The organism is Dechloromonas aromatica RCB (assembly GCF_000012425.1).
Window position 1 is genome coordinate 3317608 of sequence record NC_007298.1, and the last position, 15253, is coordinate 3332860.

Below are 15253 nucleotides of genomic sequence, written 5' to 3' on the forward strand. Positions count from 1 at the left end.
ACCGCCCCTTTTCGGTCAAGGTTTCCCGGCATTCCCCTATAATGCTCAAGGCCTATTGAAAGAGACGACCCTGGCATCACCCCAACAACTTTCCTGTTTCCTTGAATCTGTCGAACGCCGAGCCTTCAAACAGGCGATGTTTGCCGTCCGCGATGAAGAGGCGGCACTGGACATCGTTCAGGATGCCATGCTCAAGCTCGCCGAAAAATATGGTGACCGCCCAGACGAAGAGTTTCCGATGCTCTTCCAGCGTATTTTGCAGAACACGATCCGTGATTATTACCGGCGCAGCAAGGTGCGCTCGATGTGGACAACGCTGCTATCGGCGTTCACTCCGGATGACGACGAGGACCACGACCCGCTCGAAACACTGGCTGCCGACGAAGACGATGCCGGCCCCAAAACCCCGGAAAGCAAGCTGCAACAAGCACAAACGCTCAACCTCATCGAAGATGAAATAAAAAAATTGCCGGCGCGTCAACGAGAAGCCTTCCTCATGCGTTATTGGGAGGACATGGACGTAGCCGAGACCGCGGCTGCGATGGGCTGCTCAGAAGGCAGTGTCAAGACCCATTGCTCGCGTGCCACCCACACGCTGGCAACCGCCCTGTCGGCAAAAGGTATAAAGCTATGAATGAAGAACGTTATGCACATCGCGTTCGGCAAGCGCTGAACTACGGACTAAAAGATATCCCGCCGGCCGCATCCCGGAGGCTGGAAGCGGCTCGCCATCTGGCCCTGGCGCACCAGAAGCAAGCCGCCCCGCAGATGGCAGTGGCCGGTTTCGGGTCGCATGTATTCCGAACCGGCTCCCACATTCCCTACCTTAAACAGATTCTCGCCGTACTGGCATTGCTGCTCGGCATGTGGATATCCTTTTACTGGCACAGCGTCCAGTACGTCAATGCGCTGGAAGAAGTGGATAGCGCACTGCTCACTGACGACCTCCCACCCGATGCTTTCCTGGATAACGATTTCTTCGAATGGCTAGTAGACGACTCCTCGGAGGATTGATCCTCAGTTTTGCCCTCAATTTGACGATTGCCGGAGAACCTCCGACGACGGTAGTCATTGGCACGCCTCCTCAACCGGTGTGGAGCCAACTGAGCGGACAACAACAAAATACGCTCGCCCCGCTTGCAAAAGACTGGGATGGGATGGAGAACATCCGGAAGAAGAAGTGGTTGGGTATCGCAGAACGCTACCCAAGCATGAAGCCGGACGAGCAACAGCGAATGCAGGATCGCATGCGCGAATGGGCAAATCTATCGCCGACAGAGCGCACGAAGGTCCGGGATACCTACAAAGACTTCAAGCAACTCCCTCCCGAGCAGAAGCAGGTTGTCAAACAAAAATGGGAGGCCTACTCAAACCTGCCCCCGGATGAGAAGCAGCGCATTCGCGAGACCAGCAAGTCATCAAAACTGCTGGCCCAGCCAGCGGCAGTCCCGCCCGCCAACTCAACAGCGACCAGCACAACCGATACTTCGACCGGAGCAACAGGAACCCCTGTTCAACCGTCGGCGGTCGGTGGCGCGTCACAATAATGGCGAATCAATTGCCGGGCATCCGGCGACGCCTAGTCAGCCTGCTTTATGAGGGGCTCGTTGTCTTTTCGATTCTGCTGATCGGCTTCCTGCTCCCACAGATCGTTCTTTCCGGGTTTGGCTGGACGATCAACCCAAGAGCCCTGTGGATTCACATTCTGGTCCTGCTGATGATCTACTTCGTCTGGTGCTGGCTCAATGGCGGCCAGACGCTACCGATGAAGACATGGAAGCTCCGCATCATCAATGCCGATGGCTCGCCATTGCGCCCGATGCAGGCAGTGCTGCGTTACCTGATCGCGTGGCCCAGCATATTACTATTTGGCATTGGCATCTTCTGGGCCATGTTCGACAAGGATCAGCAATTCCTGCACGACCGGCTTGCCGGAACAATGATTATTGCCGCCAGCTGATCAGCGACGCTCGACCCACCAGAGCATCCCGGTCGCAACAAGAAGAAATAAGCCTGAAGGCGCTGTCGCGCTGATGATCGGGGACCACGAGTTGATCGCCCCCAGATTCGACGATAGCCCGTTCAGGGCATAGAACAGAATACCCAGCATTACGCCGGCAAAAATTTTCAGACTGACACCGCCGACCCGGTTGTGCGAGTAGCCGAAAGGCAGTGCCAGCGCCACCATAACGAGTGCGGCCAAGGGGTAGACCACCTTCTTCCAGAGGGCTATTTCGTAGCGCTCGGTCTTCTGCTTGTTTTCAGTCAAATGCTTGGTGTAATTCAGAAGCCCGAAAAGCGACATGCGCTCCGGGGAAACCATCAGTGCAGCGAGAAGCGTCGGGGTAACAGTGGACCGCCACTCACCCGTTTGAGTACTTTCAACACGCGAGGTATCCCCCTCAAGCACCGTTCTTACCACGCCCCTCAAGCGCCAGAGGTCAGGATCCTCAAAATCAGCCGCCTGGGCATCCGTCACCGATTCAAGCAGGTTCTGCTGACTGAAATGGTAGATGCGAACCCCCTCAAGAGGCTCATCAGGAGCGGCTTTTCGGATATTGATGAAGCTACGCCCATCCTTGACCCACAAACCACTGTCGAAGCCACTTTGCGCAATCACCGTGCTCAATGCCTTGGCCCGGATTTCCTTCCCCAAGCGCTCGCTGAATGGAACCACCGCTTCACCAATCACAAAGGTAAGCAAGGCCAAGAGCAAGGCAGCCCGGAACAAGGTCATCAGCAGATCACTCGTCGCCAGACCCGAGGCCCGCAGGACGGTAATTTCGGAGTGCCGCGCCAAGGTGGACAGGGCGTACAGTGTGCCGATCAAGGTTGCGATCGGTATCAGCTCATAGACCAGCCCAGGCATGCTGAGCGCGACAAAAAGGGCCGCATGGACAACGCTGTAACCTGCCTTGCCGACCGTACGTAGTTCGTCAATGAAATTAAAGAAGGCAAACAGTGCCAAAAAAGCTGCCAGAACGAGGAATACCGAGGCAAATGTCTCGCGAATCAGGTAGCGCTGATAAAGGTTCAAACGAGAAATCATGCGCCCCACCTCTGCCACGGCATACGAACGGCTATTCGCCGGTAAAAGAGCAACACCAGCGGCAACAGCATCAAGACATGCGCAGCCCAGAGGCCAACCCAGAACGACATCTTGCCCTGCGCCACCCAGGCCTGACTGACCGACAACAGATTGTTGTAAATGGCGTAGACCAGGATGGCTATCAGCATATTGGCGGAACGACCGGCCCGCGGATTGACATAGGAAAGCGGGATTGCCAGCAAGCAGAGGACCAATGCAGATACCGGCAGGCCAACCCGCCAAAGCAATTCACCCCGAGCCGGATTGCTATCTTCAAGCACCAGTCGGGTAATCGGCATTCCTTTTGGCGACACGTCGGAAGGAGAAGGCTCCCCATCCTCGACCCGGGCTCGATAACGCTCGAATTCCATCACCTTGAAGGCAGGGGTACCCGGCTCAACTTCATAGCGGCGCCCGTGCTCAAGAACCACGAAGCGGTCGCCATTTCCTGAAGCCTCCTGGTAGCCGGAGTCCGACATGATGACCCCAAGCTTGCCTTCCTGATAAGACGCAACAAAGACGTTACCAACGTGGCTACCATCCCCCTCGACGCCCTCAACAAAAAATACGCGCTGTCCTTTCTTGACCTCACGGAAGGCGCCAGGGGAAACCTGAGACAGTTCGCTTCGGGCAGAAAGCTTTTCCCGGTACTCCGCAGAACTGGAATTGGCCCATGGCGCCAGAAAACCTGAAACCACGGCAATCGCAATAACGATCGGTGCAGCAAATCTCAAGACGGGGGAAACCCACCCTGTCAGAGGCAGACCGGAAGAGAACCAGACCACCATCTCCGAATCCCGGTAAACCCGAGACAAACTCAGCAGAACGGAGACAAAAAGCGTCAGCGAGAGAAGCACCGGCATGAAGTTCAGCGCCGAGAATCCCAGCAGAGAAGCGACCGCTTCAGGCGCGATTCGGCCGCCGGCCGCTTCCTTGAGCAGACGAATCAGATTAGTGGAGGTCAGAATAGCCAGCAGCGCAACGCTGATGCCGGCAGCTGCCTGGGCAAATTCGCGCCGGGCGGCGCGCTCGAATATCATGCTTTGACGAAACCGAAAAAATACGAGGATAATCCCTCAAATACTGATATTTCCTTGATCAGGAGCAGCTTGTGGAATTTAGCATAAAAAGCGGTAGCCCGGAAAAACAGCGTAGCGCCTGCGTCGTTGTGGGTGTTTTCGAATCAAGGAAAATGACGCTTCCGGCCGAGTTGCTCGACAAGGCATCCGGCGGCTACATCTCCGACATCGTCCGGCGTGGCGACATGGAAGGAAAGGCAGGCAGCACCTTGCTGCTGCACAGCGTACCTTCCACGCTCTGCGATCGAATTCTGCTAGTGGGGCTAGGCAAGGAAAAGGATTTCCGGGAGAAGGAATTCGCCAGCGCCATCCGCACGGCCGTCAAGGTCTTGAACGAAACCGGCGCCTTCGATGCCTCGATTTTTCTGACGGAACTTCCCGTCAGGAAACGCAGTATCGCCTGGCGCGTTCGCCAGACGGCCATGATTGCACTGGACGCTACCTACAAGTTCGACCAGTTCAAGAGCAAGAAGGAAGAAATTCGTCGCCCCTTGCGCAAGCTGACGATCAGTGTCGAGCGGCGCAACGAGTTGGCACCAGCTGAAGAAGCGCTGGCCCAAGGTCTCGCCATTGCCGAGGGCATGGCCATGGCCAAAACACTGGGCAATCTGCCGCCCAATATCTGCCATCCGACCTACCTGGCCGAACAGGCCCAGGCCATGGCCGAGGAATTCAAGCTGGGCTGCGAAATTCTCGATCGTGCCGAGATGGAAAAACTGGGAATGCACTCGCTGCTATCGGTGGCTCGTGGATCACACCAGCCGCCGAAATTGATCGTATTGACCTACAAAGGCGCCAGAGCCAGTGAAAAACCCATCGTATTGGTGGGCAAGGGCGTCACTTTTGACACCGGTGGAATTTCCCTGAAACCCGGTGCCGAAATGGACGAAATGAAGTACGACATGTGTGGCGCGGCCAGCGTGCTGGGCACCATGCAGGCCGTGGCCCGCATGGCGTTGCCGATCAATTTGACGGTCGTCGTTCCCGCGACCGAGAACATGCCCGGCGGCAACGCCACCCGCCCCGGCGATATCGTCACCTCCATGTCGGGCCAGACCATTGAAATCCTGAACACCGATGCCGAAGGCCGCCTGATCCTGTGCGATGCGCTGACTTATGCCGAAAGATTTGAGCCCGATACGGTGATTGACGTCGCTACGCTGACCGGCGCCTGCGTCGTCGCACTGGGCAGCATCGCCACCGGCCTGTTCGCCAACAAGGATGCGCTGGCTCGCGATCTGCTCGATGCTGGCGAAGACGCCAATGACCGTGGCTGGCACATGCCCCTGTGGGATGACTATCAGGAATTGCTGAAAAGCCCGTTCGCCGACATGGCCAATATCGGCGGTCGCTGGGGCGGCGCCATTTCCGCCGCCTGCTTCCTGTCACGGTTCACCAAAAAATTCGACTGGGCACACCTCGACATTGCCGGTACCGCCTGGAAATCCGGGGCCGACAAAGGCGCCACCGGTCGCCCGGTACCCATGCTGGCGTATTACCTGCTGCAACGGGCAGGCAAGCTCAATTGACTGAGGTATTTTTCTACCACGGCGCATCCGACAAGATTGCCGCTGCCTGCGCCTTGCTGAGCGGCGCTTACGCCAAGAAAAAGCCGATGTTGGTCTACACCCTCGAACCCGAGGTCGCCAGCGGCATCGATCGCATGCTTTGGACAAACGCAGCACTCAGCTTTGTGCCGCACTGCCGGGCTGATTCGCCACTAGCGGCCGAAACGCCGATTCTGATTGCCGACACGCTGGAAACAATCCCGCAAGATGAGCGCCTGATGAATCTGAGCCAGGAAATCCCGCCCGGTTTCTCACGTTTTCACAGTCTGATCGAGGTCGTCGGCCAGGACGAAAGCGACCGCCTTGCCGCCAGGGATCGCGTCAAGTTCTACAAGGATCGCGGCTACGAAGTACGCTACTTCGACCTCAGCAACCGTTAAGGAAACCAAGTGCCCAGTCCGATCCTCGCCCGCGCCGACGCGCTGATGCATCGAAAACGCCAGAACGATACTGAGTTCGACGATCTCCCGGTGCTGACCGATGCCATCGACGAAGACGATATCCCGGTTTTGCTGGATGCCGAGGTATCCATGAGTGCGGAGGTTCCGGCGATGAAGGATACGGCGTTCGTTCCTCCCGCTGAAGCCATCGCCGAGCCAGATATTGAGATGCTGGAGCCAACACCGCCGGCTCCGCTAATCGATCCGACACTACGCGACCAATTGATCCACGAACTGGCTCGTCGCATCGAACAGCGCTTGAGCGCTGAATTGCCGCACATCATCGCATCAACCGTCCGCGATTTCCTGGCCGAGCAGGCCATGATTGCCTCCCAGCCCGCAGACGACTGAGATCGCGCCGATACCGGTGCTGCGGTCCGGTATAATCATGGGTTTTCCCCTTTTCCGACAAGCCCATGGAACTCGCCAAAGCCTTTGAACCAGCCGATATCGAACGCCGCTGGTATCCCGAGTGGGAAACCCAGAATTATTTCGCCGCCGGCGTAGACGCCAGCAAGGCCGACAATTTCTGCATCCTGCTGCCACCGCCGAATGTTACCGGCACGCTGCACATGGGTCATGGCTTCAACCAGACGATCATGGACGCGCTGACCCGCTATTACCGGATGCGCGGCCACAACACGCTGTGGCAACCCGGTACCGACCACGCCGGTATCGCGACGCAGATCGTCGTCGAACGCCAGCTGGACGCCCAGGGCATTTCGCGCCACGATCTCGGCCGCGAGAAGTTCCTGGAAAAGGTCTGGGAATGGAAAGAATACTCCGGCAACACCATCACCAAGCAGATGCGCCGCATGGGCACCAGCCCGGACTGGAAGCGCGAGCGCTTCACGATGGATGCCGGTCTCAACAAGGTTGTCACCGAAACCTTCGTCCGCCTGTTTAATGAAGGCCTGATCTACCGTGGCAAGCGCCTGGTGAACTGGGACCCGAAGCTGAATACTGCCGTTTCCGACCTCGAAGTGGTGCAGGAGGAAGAAGACGGCTTCATGTGGCATATCCGCTATCCGCTGGCTGATGGCAGTGATAGCCTGGTGGTCGCCACGACACGGCCGGAAACCATGCTCGGCGACACCGCCGTGATGGTGCATCCGGAAGACGAGCGTTACAAGCACATGATCGGCCAGATGGTGAAGCTGCCGCTGACCGATAGAGAAATACCGATCATCGCTGACAGCTACGTCGATCTCGAATTCGGCACCGGTTGCGTCAAGGTCACGCCGGCGCACGACTTCAACGACTACGCCGTCGGCCAGCGCCACGGCCTGCCGATGATTTCCATTCTGACGCTGGATGCCAAGGTCAACGAGAACGCCCCCGAGAAATACCGCGGCCTGGATCGTTTCGATGCCCGCAAGGCTGTCGTCGCCGACCTCGAAGCACTCGGCATCCTGGAAAAAACCGACAAGCACAAGCTCAAGGTGCCGCGCGGTGACCGGACCAATGTCGTGATCGAGCCGATGCTGACCGACCAGTGGTTCGTCGCGATGAGCAAGCCGGGCGACGACGGCAAGTCGATCACCGAGAAGGCACTCGACGTCGTCCATTCCGGCGAGATCAAGTTCTATCCGGAAAACTGGGTCAATACCTACAACCAGTGGCTGAACAACATCCAGGACTGGTGCATCTCCCGCCAGCTGTGGTGGGGCCACCAGATTCCGGCGTGGTACGGTGATAATGGCCAGATTTTCGTTGCCCACAGCGAAGCCGAAGCCAAGGCCGAAGCTGCCAAGCAGGGTTACACCGGCACTCTCAAGCGTGACGAAGACGTTCTCGACACCTGGTTCTCTTCAGCCTTGTGGCCGTTCTCGACACTGGACTGGACGGGCGATGAGGCGATCGATGCCGCCAACCCGCTGCTCAAGCAATACCTGCCCTCCTCGGTGCTGGTCACCGGTTTCGACATCATCTTTTTCTGGGTCGCCCGCATGGTCATGATGACCAAGCAGATCACTGGCCAGATTCCGTTCAAGCACGTTTATGTGCACGGCCTGATCCGTGATGGCGAAGGCCAGAAGATGTCCAAGTCCAAGGGCAACGTGCTCGATCCGATCGACCTGATCGATGGCATCGGCCTCGAAGCGCTGATCGAGAAGCGTACAACCGGCCTGATGAACCCAAAGCAGGCGGAAAGCATCGCCAAGAAGACGAAGAAGGAGTTCCCGGAAGGCATCGCCTCGTTCGGTACCGATGCGCTGCGCTTCACCTTCGCCAGCCTCGCCTCGCCCGGCCGCGACATCAAGTTCGACCTCAACCGCTGCGACGGCTACCGCAACTTCTGCAACAAGCTGTGGAACGCCACGCGCTTCGTACTGATGAACGTCGAAGGCCACGATCTGGCCCTCGAACACCAACAGAACGGCCCAGCCTGTGGCGGTTCGGCTCCGCTCGAATTCTCCTTCGCCGACCGCTGGATCGTCAGCCAGTTGCAACGCGTCGAGCAGGAAGTCGAACAGCACTTCACCGACTACCGTTTCGACCTGATCGCTCAGGCCATCTACAAGTTCATCTGGGACGAGTTCTGCGACTGGTATCTGGAAATCGCCAAGGTCGAGATCCAGACCGGCAACGACGCCCAGCAGCGCGGCGCCCGCCGGACGCTGGTGCGTACGCTGGAAGCTGTGCTGCGTCTGGCTCACCCGCTGATTCCGTTCATCACCGAAGAACTGTGGCAAACCGTCGCCCCGATCGCCGGCCGCAAGACGCACGACTCGATCATGCTGGCCGCCTACCCGCGTGCCGAGGAATACAAGATCGACGCCGCTTCGGAAGCAAAAGTCGAGCGCCTGAAGGCCCTGGCCTATGCCTGCCGCAACCTGCGCGGCGAGATGAACGTCTCCCCGGCCCTGCGCATGCCCCTGCTGGTTGCTGGTGGCGGCGCTGAAATTTCCGAGTTCGCAGCCATCCTGCAAGCTCTGGGTAAGCTCTCCGAGGTACAAATCGTAGACGACATGCCGGCCGATGCGATGGCGCCGGTAGCCGTGGTCGGTGAAACCCGACTGATGCTGAAGGTGGAGATCGACGTTGCCGCCGAACGCATTCGTCTGGCCAAGGAAATCGAAAAGCTGGAAAAGCAGATTTCGATTGCCCAAGGCAAGCTGGCCAACGAAGGTTTCGTCGCCCGCGCCCCGGCAGCGGTCATCGATCAGGAAAAGCAGCGCGTCGCCGATTTCACGGCAACGCTGGAACAACTTAAACCACAACTGGCCAAGCTCGGCCAGGCATAGAGAGACATATGGAAGACAAACGCGGTTTTTTTGCCAAGGTATTCATCGCCCTGATGATCTTCACTGGCCTGGTCTGGGTATGGACAGTCGCCTTCATCATTTCCTGGCCATGGGAAAAGAAAAATCCGGTCTGGAAGCCCGAATTCCGTCTCGTCGCCGTTTGTGCCGTCGACAAGGAACCCTGTGGTTTTGCCTATGGCGAACTGGCCGATGCCAAGGCCAAGGGGCTCTATACCTCGCTGGAGATGCCCGAGCCGGCTGGTGACGTAGAGGAAAAGCAGAACTGGCTGAGATGGAAGAAGGAAAACGGCATTTATGAAGTCAAGGCATCGTCTTGGCACTTCCAGACCACGATTCGCTACAAGGTGGAAAACGACACGCCGGTCCTGGTTGAATATCAGGATGTTGGCGCCAATGCTTTCTACTACGGCATCGCAGCAGGCCTCTTCTCACTGCTCGGACTTTATCTGCGTAGGCTGCGGGGCTGATTAGCCAACCCTAGTCGCTTCTGGTTTCAGGCTTTCCGGAAACCAGACACATTGCGGATGCAACATTCTGACGCCTGAAAATCCCCGATTTTCAGGCGTCGGTCCGTAGGGATACCCAAATCAGGCCGCGCAAGGCATTGCCCAAGTAGAATCCCCTGTCGAGATCTTCCGGCCACAAGACGGCTTCACGTGCCCGCCCATCGGCCAGCAGTTCAGCCCGCAACACACCGGGCAAGGCGCCACTCGCCAGAGGTGGCGTCAGGAACACGCCATCCCGTTCGACAAATACGTTGCTACGCGCCCCTTCGGCGACCTCACCACGCTCGTTCAGAAAAACCACGTCGAACAATTGCTGATCGCCCGCCAGAGCACGGATCGCTTCATCGTATACCGCACGATCAGTCGTCTTGTGTCGGCGCAAGGGGTAAGTCGAACAAATCGGCTCCGGTGCCAACAATGCTTGGCGTAGAACATCAGGCTCACCCGCCAGAGGAAACGACTGCACATCTAGCCGGCCATCTTTAGCCAGCGTCAGACGCACCCGCCAGAAGCCGATCTCCGGCTGTTCGGCCAGTAGATCCTTGACTCGCTGTTCGTCATAAGGAAAGCCCAGCCAAGCCGCCGACTGGCGCAGGCGAGCCAGATGCCCAGCCAGACGCGGATAACTGCCTTCCTCGCGACGCAGCGTCTCGATCAGCAACACGCCCGGATCGCATTCACGCAGGAACCTGGCCTTGAGCTGACACTCCTGCCACTCCGCCAGCGGCTGAGAATCGGCCACGATACCGCTGCCGATGCCCAGCTTGCCCCGACCACCCGCTTGCAACGCCAGCGTTCGAATCGCGACGTTCAATCGAAAGTCGCCATCCGGCGCGATCCAGCCAAAAGCCCCGGTATAGATGCCCCGCAGCGCGCCTTCAAGTTCGGCGGCAATCTGCATGGCACGAATCTTTGGCGCACCCGTTATTGATCCACATGGGAAAAGCGCCCGCAGTATTTCGCCAAAACTACTGCGACCTGCGCGTGCAGAGACCTCGGAGACCATCTGCCAGACTGTCGGGTAATCCTCAATCTCGAATAGACGATCTACCACCACGCTACCGTTGTCAGCCACCCGGCCAAGATCGTTACGCAGCAAATCCACGATCATCAGGTTTTCGGCACAATCCTTTGCGGAATTGCGCAGTTGCTCGGCGGGCACGCCACGTGGCGCCGTCCCCTTCATCGGCCGGGTCAGCAACCTGTCGCCCAGGCGCTCGAGAAAGAGCTCGGGGGAAAGGGAAACCAGGCCCTGTGAAGCATCCCCGACAAAACCACCGTAACGTACCGGCTGTCGTTCGCGCAATCTGGCATAGAGCGCCAGCGGCGAACCAAACCAGTCGAATTCGAGCGGGAAGGTAAGATTTACCTGGTAGCAGTCGCCAGCAAATATCAACTGCTTGATCCGCTCCACCGCAGCAACATAATGTTGTTCGCTAATGATGGGATGCAGGTCACCCACACCTGCAATCGCCTTGCCCGTCTGTTTGTTCAGCCAAGCCTCGACGGCATCGGCCATCAGGGGCTGCCGTCTGGCGAATCGCCAGAAACGGGCCAGCGGCTTCTCGCCTGGCACCCAGTCTGGCGGCGCAGACTTTGGCTCCAACAGGTAACCCAATTCGTAGTCGAGAGCGGCGACCGACCACGCTGGCTCATCTTCCAGACGTTGCAATGCCTCTGCAAGCGAGGCGTTATCGCGGACCTCGAGGCATTCAATCAACTCTTCGAAATACCACGCGGCGGGTTCGCCTGCCGGCGCCCGCCTATCCTCGAAAAATGCGATCAGTTCGGTGCTTATTTGCGCTTCAAGTAATACTCGAAGACGCGATTTTCTTCCTTTTGCTCGACCAGTTCATTACCGGTCTGCTTGGCAAAGGCAGGAAAATCTTTCAGCGAGCCGGGATCGGTCGCCTGCACACGCAAAACCTGGCCTGATTCCATTTCGGCCAGCGCCTTCTTGGTACGCAGGATAGGCAATGGGCAGTTCAGCCCTTTTACATCGAGATCGCGATCAAATTCCATGGTCATTCAGCTAATGGATCAGAAAAGCGATTTTACCCTTAAAAATTGCGTTTTTCCTTGAGCTCCTCGATCTGTCTCTGCTTCATCTCGCGCAAACGCGCTTCGATCGAGGACAATTCGTAGAAGTTTGCATCCCCGGCCTTCTGGGCCAGTTGTAGCTGCTCAACGGCACCGGCAGTCTGGCCCTGCAAGGCAAACACTTCCGACAGTGCCAGATGCTGCATAGCCCTGCGCCCCAGCCCGGCATAGCTCTCCGCCCGCATCTTGTGAAAGCGAATATCGTCCGGATAATTGCGCAACTGGTTTTCGGAATAACGCAGCGAATCATCGAAACGGCGGGCGCCGATCAAAGCCGACCCGTAACCGTACGACAAACCCTGGTTCAGCGGAAAACGAACCATTGCATCACGATAGATTGTCAGCCCGGACGTCACGTCCCCTTGGGCAATTCGCACGTCGGCCCGCAGGTGTTCCAGCATGGCCGCCGAAACTTTCAAGCGACGGACAGCCTCGATTTCCCGCTCGGCTCCCGCCCAGTCGCGCGACCGATAACGGGCAAATGCCAGGCCGTAGCGAACCGCCGCTTCGGAGGCAAATTTCTTTTCGCGCAGCAGGTTTTCCAGATCCTTGATCGCGTCACCCGGCGTTCCCTGCAGGGCTCGTACCTTGGCACGAACCAACTGGAAATCGACGCTATCTGCGACTTGGTGATAGGGCACCGCCTGCTCGCGGTTCTGCATGTCGGTCAGGCGCTCACCGGTCAGAGGATGGGTGCGCAAATAGGCGGTCGCATTGTTCTCATACAGACGTACTGATTTTTGCAGGCGTTCGAAGAAAACGCCCATTCCGCGTACATCAAAGCCCGCCTTGCGCAGGACATCGAAGCCCTGCCGGTCCGCTTCGCGCTCGAAATCCCGGGAAAACGCCAACTGGGCAGAAATCGCCCCGGCCTGCGTCGTCGCAATCGCTGCACCAGCGACCTGACCGCTGGAGCGCGCCGCCAACAGCGCCAGCGCCATGGCGACCATCGAGGCCATGCCAACCTGCTTGGACTGAAAAACCTGGCGCGCGATATGCCGCTGTGTCACATGTGAAATCTCATGCCCAAGAACGCCGGCCAACTCGGATTCCGTCTGCGCCGAGGCGATCAGGCCGGTATGAACGCCGATATAGCCCCCAGGCATTGCAAAGGCATTGATGTTCGGATCGTTAATCGGAAAGAAGTAGAAACCGAACCCGGGGTCATTGCTCACCGCCGCCAGTCGCCCGCCCAATTGGTTCAGATAGGCCTCGATATCGGCATCATCCAGGTAGGAAGGCTCGCGCCAGCGGATTTCATGCATGATCTGCTGGCCGATCTTCTTCTCAGTAGCAATCGAAAAATCGTTGCTCGCCACGTCGCCCAATTCCGGCAATTCGTCGGCACGCAATGGCTGAATGGCCAGCGCGCAGGCCAGGATGGCAGCGATGAATCGTTGGTTTATAAGCATGGTGCTATGATAACGCAGCCTCGAAAAACGCCATCCGGCGGATCGTAACCAATCGTAACTCCAGTGAATAACCAGACCCTGACTCATTTCGACAACGCCGGCCAGGCGCACATGGTCGACGTCGGCAGCAAGGCGGAAACCGCCCGTGTTGCCCGTGCCGCCGGAACCATTTTCATGAAGCCGGAAACACTGGCGTTGATTCGCTCAGGCTCCGCCAAAAAGGGCGACGTGCTGGGCATCGCGCGGATAGCCGCCATCCAAGCCTCAAAGCGCACCGGCGACCTGATTCCGCTGTGCCACCCGATTGCCCTGACCCGCGTCGCTGCCGAATTCACCATCGATGAGGAAAACAGCGCCGTCCATTGCGAAGTGACTGCCGAATGCTTCGGCCGTACCGGGGTCGAAATGGAAGCACTGACCGCAACCTCGGTTGGACTGCTGACCATTTACGATATGGCAAAAGCCGTGGATCGCGGCATGCGTATCGAAAACATCCGCCTGTTGGAAAAGACCGGTGGAAAATCCGGGCACTGGATCGCCGAATAACGCCCTCTAAACGACATGATCGAACTGCGCAGAAAATTTCTCAAAGGCGGCGTCTCCGCTGCCCTGCTTTCGCCGCTGCTGGGCACGGGACTACTGATCCCGACCAGTGTGCTCGCTGCCGACTGGAACAAGAACGCCTTTACTGCCCGCAACGTCAATGATGCACTGAAAGCCTATGGCAGCACCAATGCAGCCGAATCACGTGACATCACGATCAATGCACCCGAAATTGCGGAAAACGGCGCCAAGGTCGAAGTGGAAATCACCAGCAATATCGCCAACACCCGCAGCCTGGCGATATTTGCGGATAAAAACCCGATGCCGATGTGTTCGACTATTGATTTTTTCGGCCCGGTGCAGCCGTATGTCCGGGCACAACTCAAACTCTCCGAAACCACGCGCATCCGTGCCGTGGCAAAGACCAGTGACGGAAAATCCTACGTGGCCTTTCGCGAGATCAAGGTCACGCTTGGCGGGTGTGGAGGCTAACGATGGCTGAGCAAATCAAGATTCGCGCACAGAGTCAGGGCGAAGTTACCGACATCCGCATCCTGATGCAGCATCCGATGGAAACCGGACAACGCAAGGATGACAAGGGGCAAACCTTTGCAATGAACTTCATCCAGACGTTTACGGTTCACCTGAACGGCAAGCCAATCATCGACGGCCAGTTGAATACGTCGATCTCCAAGAATCCGCTGTTCACCTTCAAGGCGCGCGGTATCAAAACCGGTGACAAACTCTCTGTCTCCTGGATCGACAACACGGGTGACCGGCGCCAGGACGAAATTATCGTCGCCTGATCATCTCTGGCACTCCAAATAAAAAAAGCCCGCCTGAACCCAGGCGGGCTTTGATATTTTTATCCGGTGCTTAGGCACTCTGGATGTTGGAAGCCTGCTTGCCCTTAGGGCCTTGCACGACGTCGAAGGAGACCTTCTGGCCTTCCTTCAAGGTCTTGAAACCATTCATGTTGATGGCGGAGAAATGCGCGAAGAGATCTTCGCTGCCATCATCAGGAGTGATAAAACCGAAACCCTTGGAATCATTGAACCACTTGACAGTACCGATTGCCATGTTTGCAACTTTCATACAAAAAACTAACAAATTTACGGGTCTCCCCGACGCCCTGTCTGAATCTCAACGCCACGTCGCGCAGGGCAACCTTTAATGCAGCTTGAATTCAAACACAATGGCTTTCTACGCCCGTTGAATTATGTCGTCAACAAATTTCGATGTCGCAGC

18 protein-coding genes are annotated in these 15253 nt (G+C 57.6%); 12 read left to right on the top strand and 6 right to left on the bottom strand.

The features are described from left to right. The first annotated feature begins 55 nt into the window (after window positions 1–55). The 4 genes from DARO_RS15745 to DARO_RS15760 are packed head-to-tail and all read left to right on the top strand — an operon-like array spanning window position 56 to window position 1960. Window positions 56–634 (top strand): RNA polymerase sigma factor, encoded by a 579-nt coding sequence (locus tag DARO_RS15745; RefSeq protein WP_011288804.1) that lies wholly within the window; start codon window positions 56–58, stop codon window positions 632–634. After that, window positions 631–1014, top strand: a complete 384-nt coding sequence (locus tag DARO_RS15750; protein ID WP_011288805.1) for a DUF3619 family protein — start codon at window positions 631–633, stop codon at window positions 1012–1014. The genes DARO_RS15745 and DARO_RS15750 overlap by 4 nt, the downstream gene beginning before the upstream one ends. Further along, the gene (locus DARO_RS22455; protein WP_198134056.1) at window positions 1011–1547 is read left to right on the top strand and encodes a DUF3106 domain-containing protein; all 537 of its coding nucleotides are present in this window, start codon (window positions 1011–1013) and stop codon (window positions 1545–1547) included. The genes DARO_RS15750 and DARO_RS22455 overlap by 4 nt, the downstream gene beginning before the upstream one ends. Next, entirely contained in the window at window positions 1547–1960 is a 414-nt protein-coding gene (locus DARO_RS15760; protein ID WP_011288807.1) for an RDD family protein, read from the top strand. Before DARO_RS22455 ends, DARO_RS15760 begins: the two co-directional genes overlap by 1 nt. On the opposite strand, the gene lptG is transcribed toward DARO_RS15760, so the two are convergent. Together lptG and lptF are read right to left on the bottom strand one after the other, a co-directional pair. After that, a complete protein-coding gene (gene lptG / locus DARO_RS15765; RefSeq protein WP_011288808.1) occupies window positions 1961–3049 on the bottom strand; it encodes an LPS export ABC transporter permease LptG in 1089 nt (362 codons plus the stop codon). It abuts the gene before it with no gap. Continuing rightward, the gene (gene lptF, locus DARO_RS15770) at window positions 3046–4128 is read right to left on the bottom strand and encodes an LPS export ABC transporter permease LptF (RefSeq protein WP_011288809.1); all 1083 of its coding nucleotides are present in this window, start codon (window positions 4126–4128) and stop codon (window positions 3046–3048) included. Before lptF ends, lptG begins: the two co-directional genes overlap by 4 nt. 71 nt (window positions 4129–4199) lie before the next feature. Between lptF and DARO_RS15775 the strand changes: the two genes are divergently transcribed. From DARO_RS15775 to DARO_RS15795, 5 genes are all read left to right on the top strand, one after another. Next, window positions 4200–5696: a leucyl aminopeptidase gene (locus tag DARO_RS15775; protein ID WP_011288810.1), complete on the top strand. Its 1497-nt coding sequence runs from the start codon at window positions 4200–4202 to the stop codon at window positions 5694–5696. Next, on the top strand, window positions 5693–6115 hold the full coding sequence (locus DARO_RS15780; RefSeq protein ID WP_011288811.1) for a DNA polymerase III subunit chi: 423 nt from the start codon (window positions 5693–5695) through the stop codon (window positions 6113–6115). Before DARO_RS15775 ends, DARO_RS15780 begins: the two co-directional genes overlap by 4 nt. 9 nt (window positions 6116–6124) lie before the next feature. After that, window positions 6125–6526, top strand: a complete 402-nt coding sequence (locus tag DARO_RS15785; RefSeq protein WP_011288812.1) for a hypothetical protein — start codon at window positions 6125–6127, stop codon at window positions 6524–6526. Between the two features lie 65 nt (window positions 6527–6591). Continuing rightward, window positions 6592–9423: a valine--tRNA ligase gene (locus tag DARO_RS15790; protein ID WP_011288813.1), complete on the top strand. Its 2832-nt coding sequence runs from the start codon at window positions 6592–6594 to the stop codon at window positions 9421–9423. A gap of 8 nt (window positions 9424–9431) precedes the next feature. Continuing rightward, the gene (locus tag DARO_RS15795; RefSeq protein WP_011288814.1) at window positions 9432–9911 is read left to right on the top strand and encodes a hypothetical protein; all 480 of its coding nucleotides are present in this window, start codon (window positions 9432–9434) and stop codon (window positions 9909–9911) included. Between the two features lie 91 nt (window positions 9912–10002). Here DARO_RS15795 and pabB read toward each other — a convergent pair whose 3' ends face one another. The 3 genes from pabB to DARO_RS15810 all read right to left on the bottom strand — a co-directional run bounded on the left by pabB (window position 10003) and on the right by DARO_RS15810 (window position 13462). Next, a complete protein-coding gene (pabB, locus tag DARO_RS23365; RefSeq protein WP_011288815.1) occupies window positions 10003–11670 on the bottom strand; it encodes an aminodeoxychorismate synthase component I in 1668 nt (555 codons plus the stop codon). A 74-nt stretch (window positions 11671–11744) separates the two neighbouring features. Then, the gene (locus tag DARO_RS15805; protein WP_011288816.1) at window positions 11745–11972 is read right to left on the bottom strand and encodes a sulfurtransferase TusA family protein; all 228 of its coding nucleotides are present in this window, start codon (window positions 11970–11972) and stop codon (window positions 11745–11747) included. A gap of 38 nt (window positions 11973–12010) precedes the next feature. After that, on the bottom strand, window positions 12011–13462 hold the full coding sequence (locus DARO_RS15810; RefSeq protein WP_011288817.1) for a M48 family metalloprotease: 1452 nt from the start codon (window positions 13460–13462) through the stop codon (window positions 12011–12013). A 63-nt stretch (window positions 13463–13525) separates the two neighbouring features. Here DARO_RS15810 and moaC point away from each other — a divergent pair, with 63 nt between their 5' ends. From moaC to soxZ, 3 genes are read left to right on the top strand one after another with little or no spacing between them, the layout of a single operon-like run. Continuing rightward, the gene (gene moaC, locus DARO_RS15815) at window positions 13526–14008 is read left to right on the top strand and encodes a cyclic pyranopterin monophosphate synthase MoaC (RefSeq protein WP_011288818.1); all 483 of its coding nucleotides are present in this window, start codon (window positions 13526–13528) and stop codon (window positions 14006–14008) included. A 15-nt stretch (window positions 14009–14023) separates the two neighbouring features. Continuing rightward, window positions 14024–14497 carry a thiosulfate oxidation carrier protein SoxY gene (gene soxY, locus DARO_RS15820; RefSeq protein ID WP_011288819.1) on the top strand — a complete coding sequence of 158 codons (474 nt, stop codon included), beginning with the start codon at window positions 14024–14026 and terminating at the stop codon, window positions 14495–14497. A gap of 2 nt (window positions 14498–14499) precedes the next feature. Continuing rightward, entirely contained in the window at window positions 14500–14811 is a 312-nt protein-coding gene (gene soxZ, locus DARO_RS15825; RefSeq protein WP_011288820.1) for a thiosulfate oxidation carrier complex protein SoxZ, read from the top strand. Between the two features lie 70 nt (window positions 14812–14881). Here soxZ and DARO_RS15830 read toward each other — a convergent pair whose 3' ends face one another. Continuing rightward, window positions 14882–15085 (bottom strand): cold-shock protein, encoded by a 204-nt coding sequence (locus DARO_RS15830; protein ID WP_041225119.1) that lies wholly within the window; start codon window positions 15083–15085, stop codon window positions 14882–14884. Window positions 15086–15253 lie beyond the last annotated feature (168 nt).

What these genes read in the sequence shown, in the direction of transcription:
- DARO_RS15750 (WP_011288805.1), top strand. Translation starts at nt 631, where the DNA reads ATGAATGAAGAACGTTATGCACATCGCGTTCGGCAAGCGCTGAACTAC.
- DARO_RS15760 (WP_011288807.1), top strand. Translation starts at nt 1,547, where the DNA reads ATGGCGAATCAATTGCCGGGCATCCGGCGACGCCTAGTCAGCCTGCTT.
- lptG (WP_011288808.1), bottom strand. Translation starts at nt 3,049, where the DNA reads ATGATTTCTCGTTTGAACCTTTATCAGCGCTACCTGATTCGCGAGACA.
- lptF (WP_011288809.1), bottom strand. Translation starts at nt 4,128, where the DNA reads ATGATATTCGAGCGCGCCGCCCGGCGCGAATTTGCCCAGGCAGCTGCC.
- DARO_RS15790 (WP_011288813.1), top strand. Translation starts at nt 6,592, where the DNA reads ATGGAACTCGCCAAAGCCTTTGAACCAGCCGATATCGAACGCCGCTGG.
- DARO_RS15795 (WP_011288814.1), top strand. Translation starts at nt 9,432, where the DNA reads ATGGAAGACAAACGCGGTTTTTTTGCCAAGGTATTCATCGCCCTGATG.
- DARO_RS15805 (WP_011288816.1), bottom strand. Translation starts at nt 11,972, where the DNA reads ATGGAATTTGATCGCGATCTCGATGTAAAAGGGCTGAACTGCCCATTG.
- DARO_RS15810 (WP_011288817.1), bottom strand. Translation starts at nt 13,462, where the DNA reads ATGCTTATAAACCAACGATTCATCGCTGCCATCCTGGCCTGCGCGCTG.
- soxY (WP_011288819.1), top strand. Translation starts at nt 14,024, where the DNA reads ATGATCGAACTGCGCAGAAAATTTCTCAAAGGCGGCGTCTCCGCTGCC.
- soxZ (WP_011288820.1), top strand. Translation starts at nt 14,500, where the DNA reads ATGGCTGAGCAAATCAAGATTCGCGCACAGAGTCAGGGCGAAGTTACC.
- DARO_RS15830 (WP_041225119.1), bottom strand. Translation starts at nt 15,085, where the DNA reads ATGGCAATCGGTACTGTCAAGTGGTTCAATGATTCCAAGGGTTTCGGT.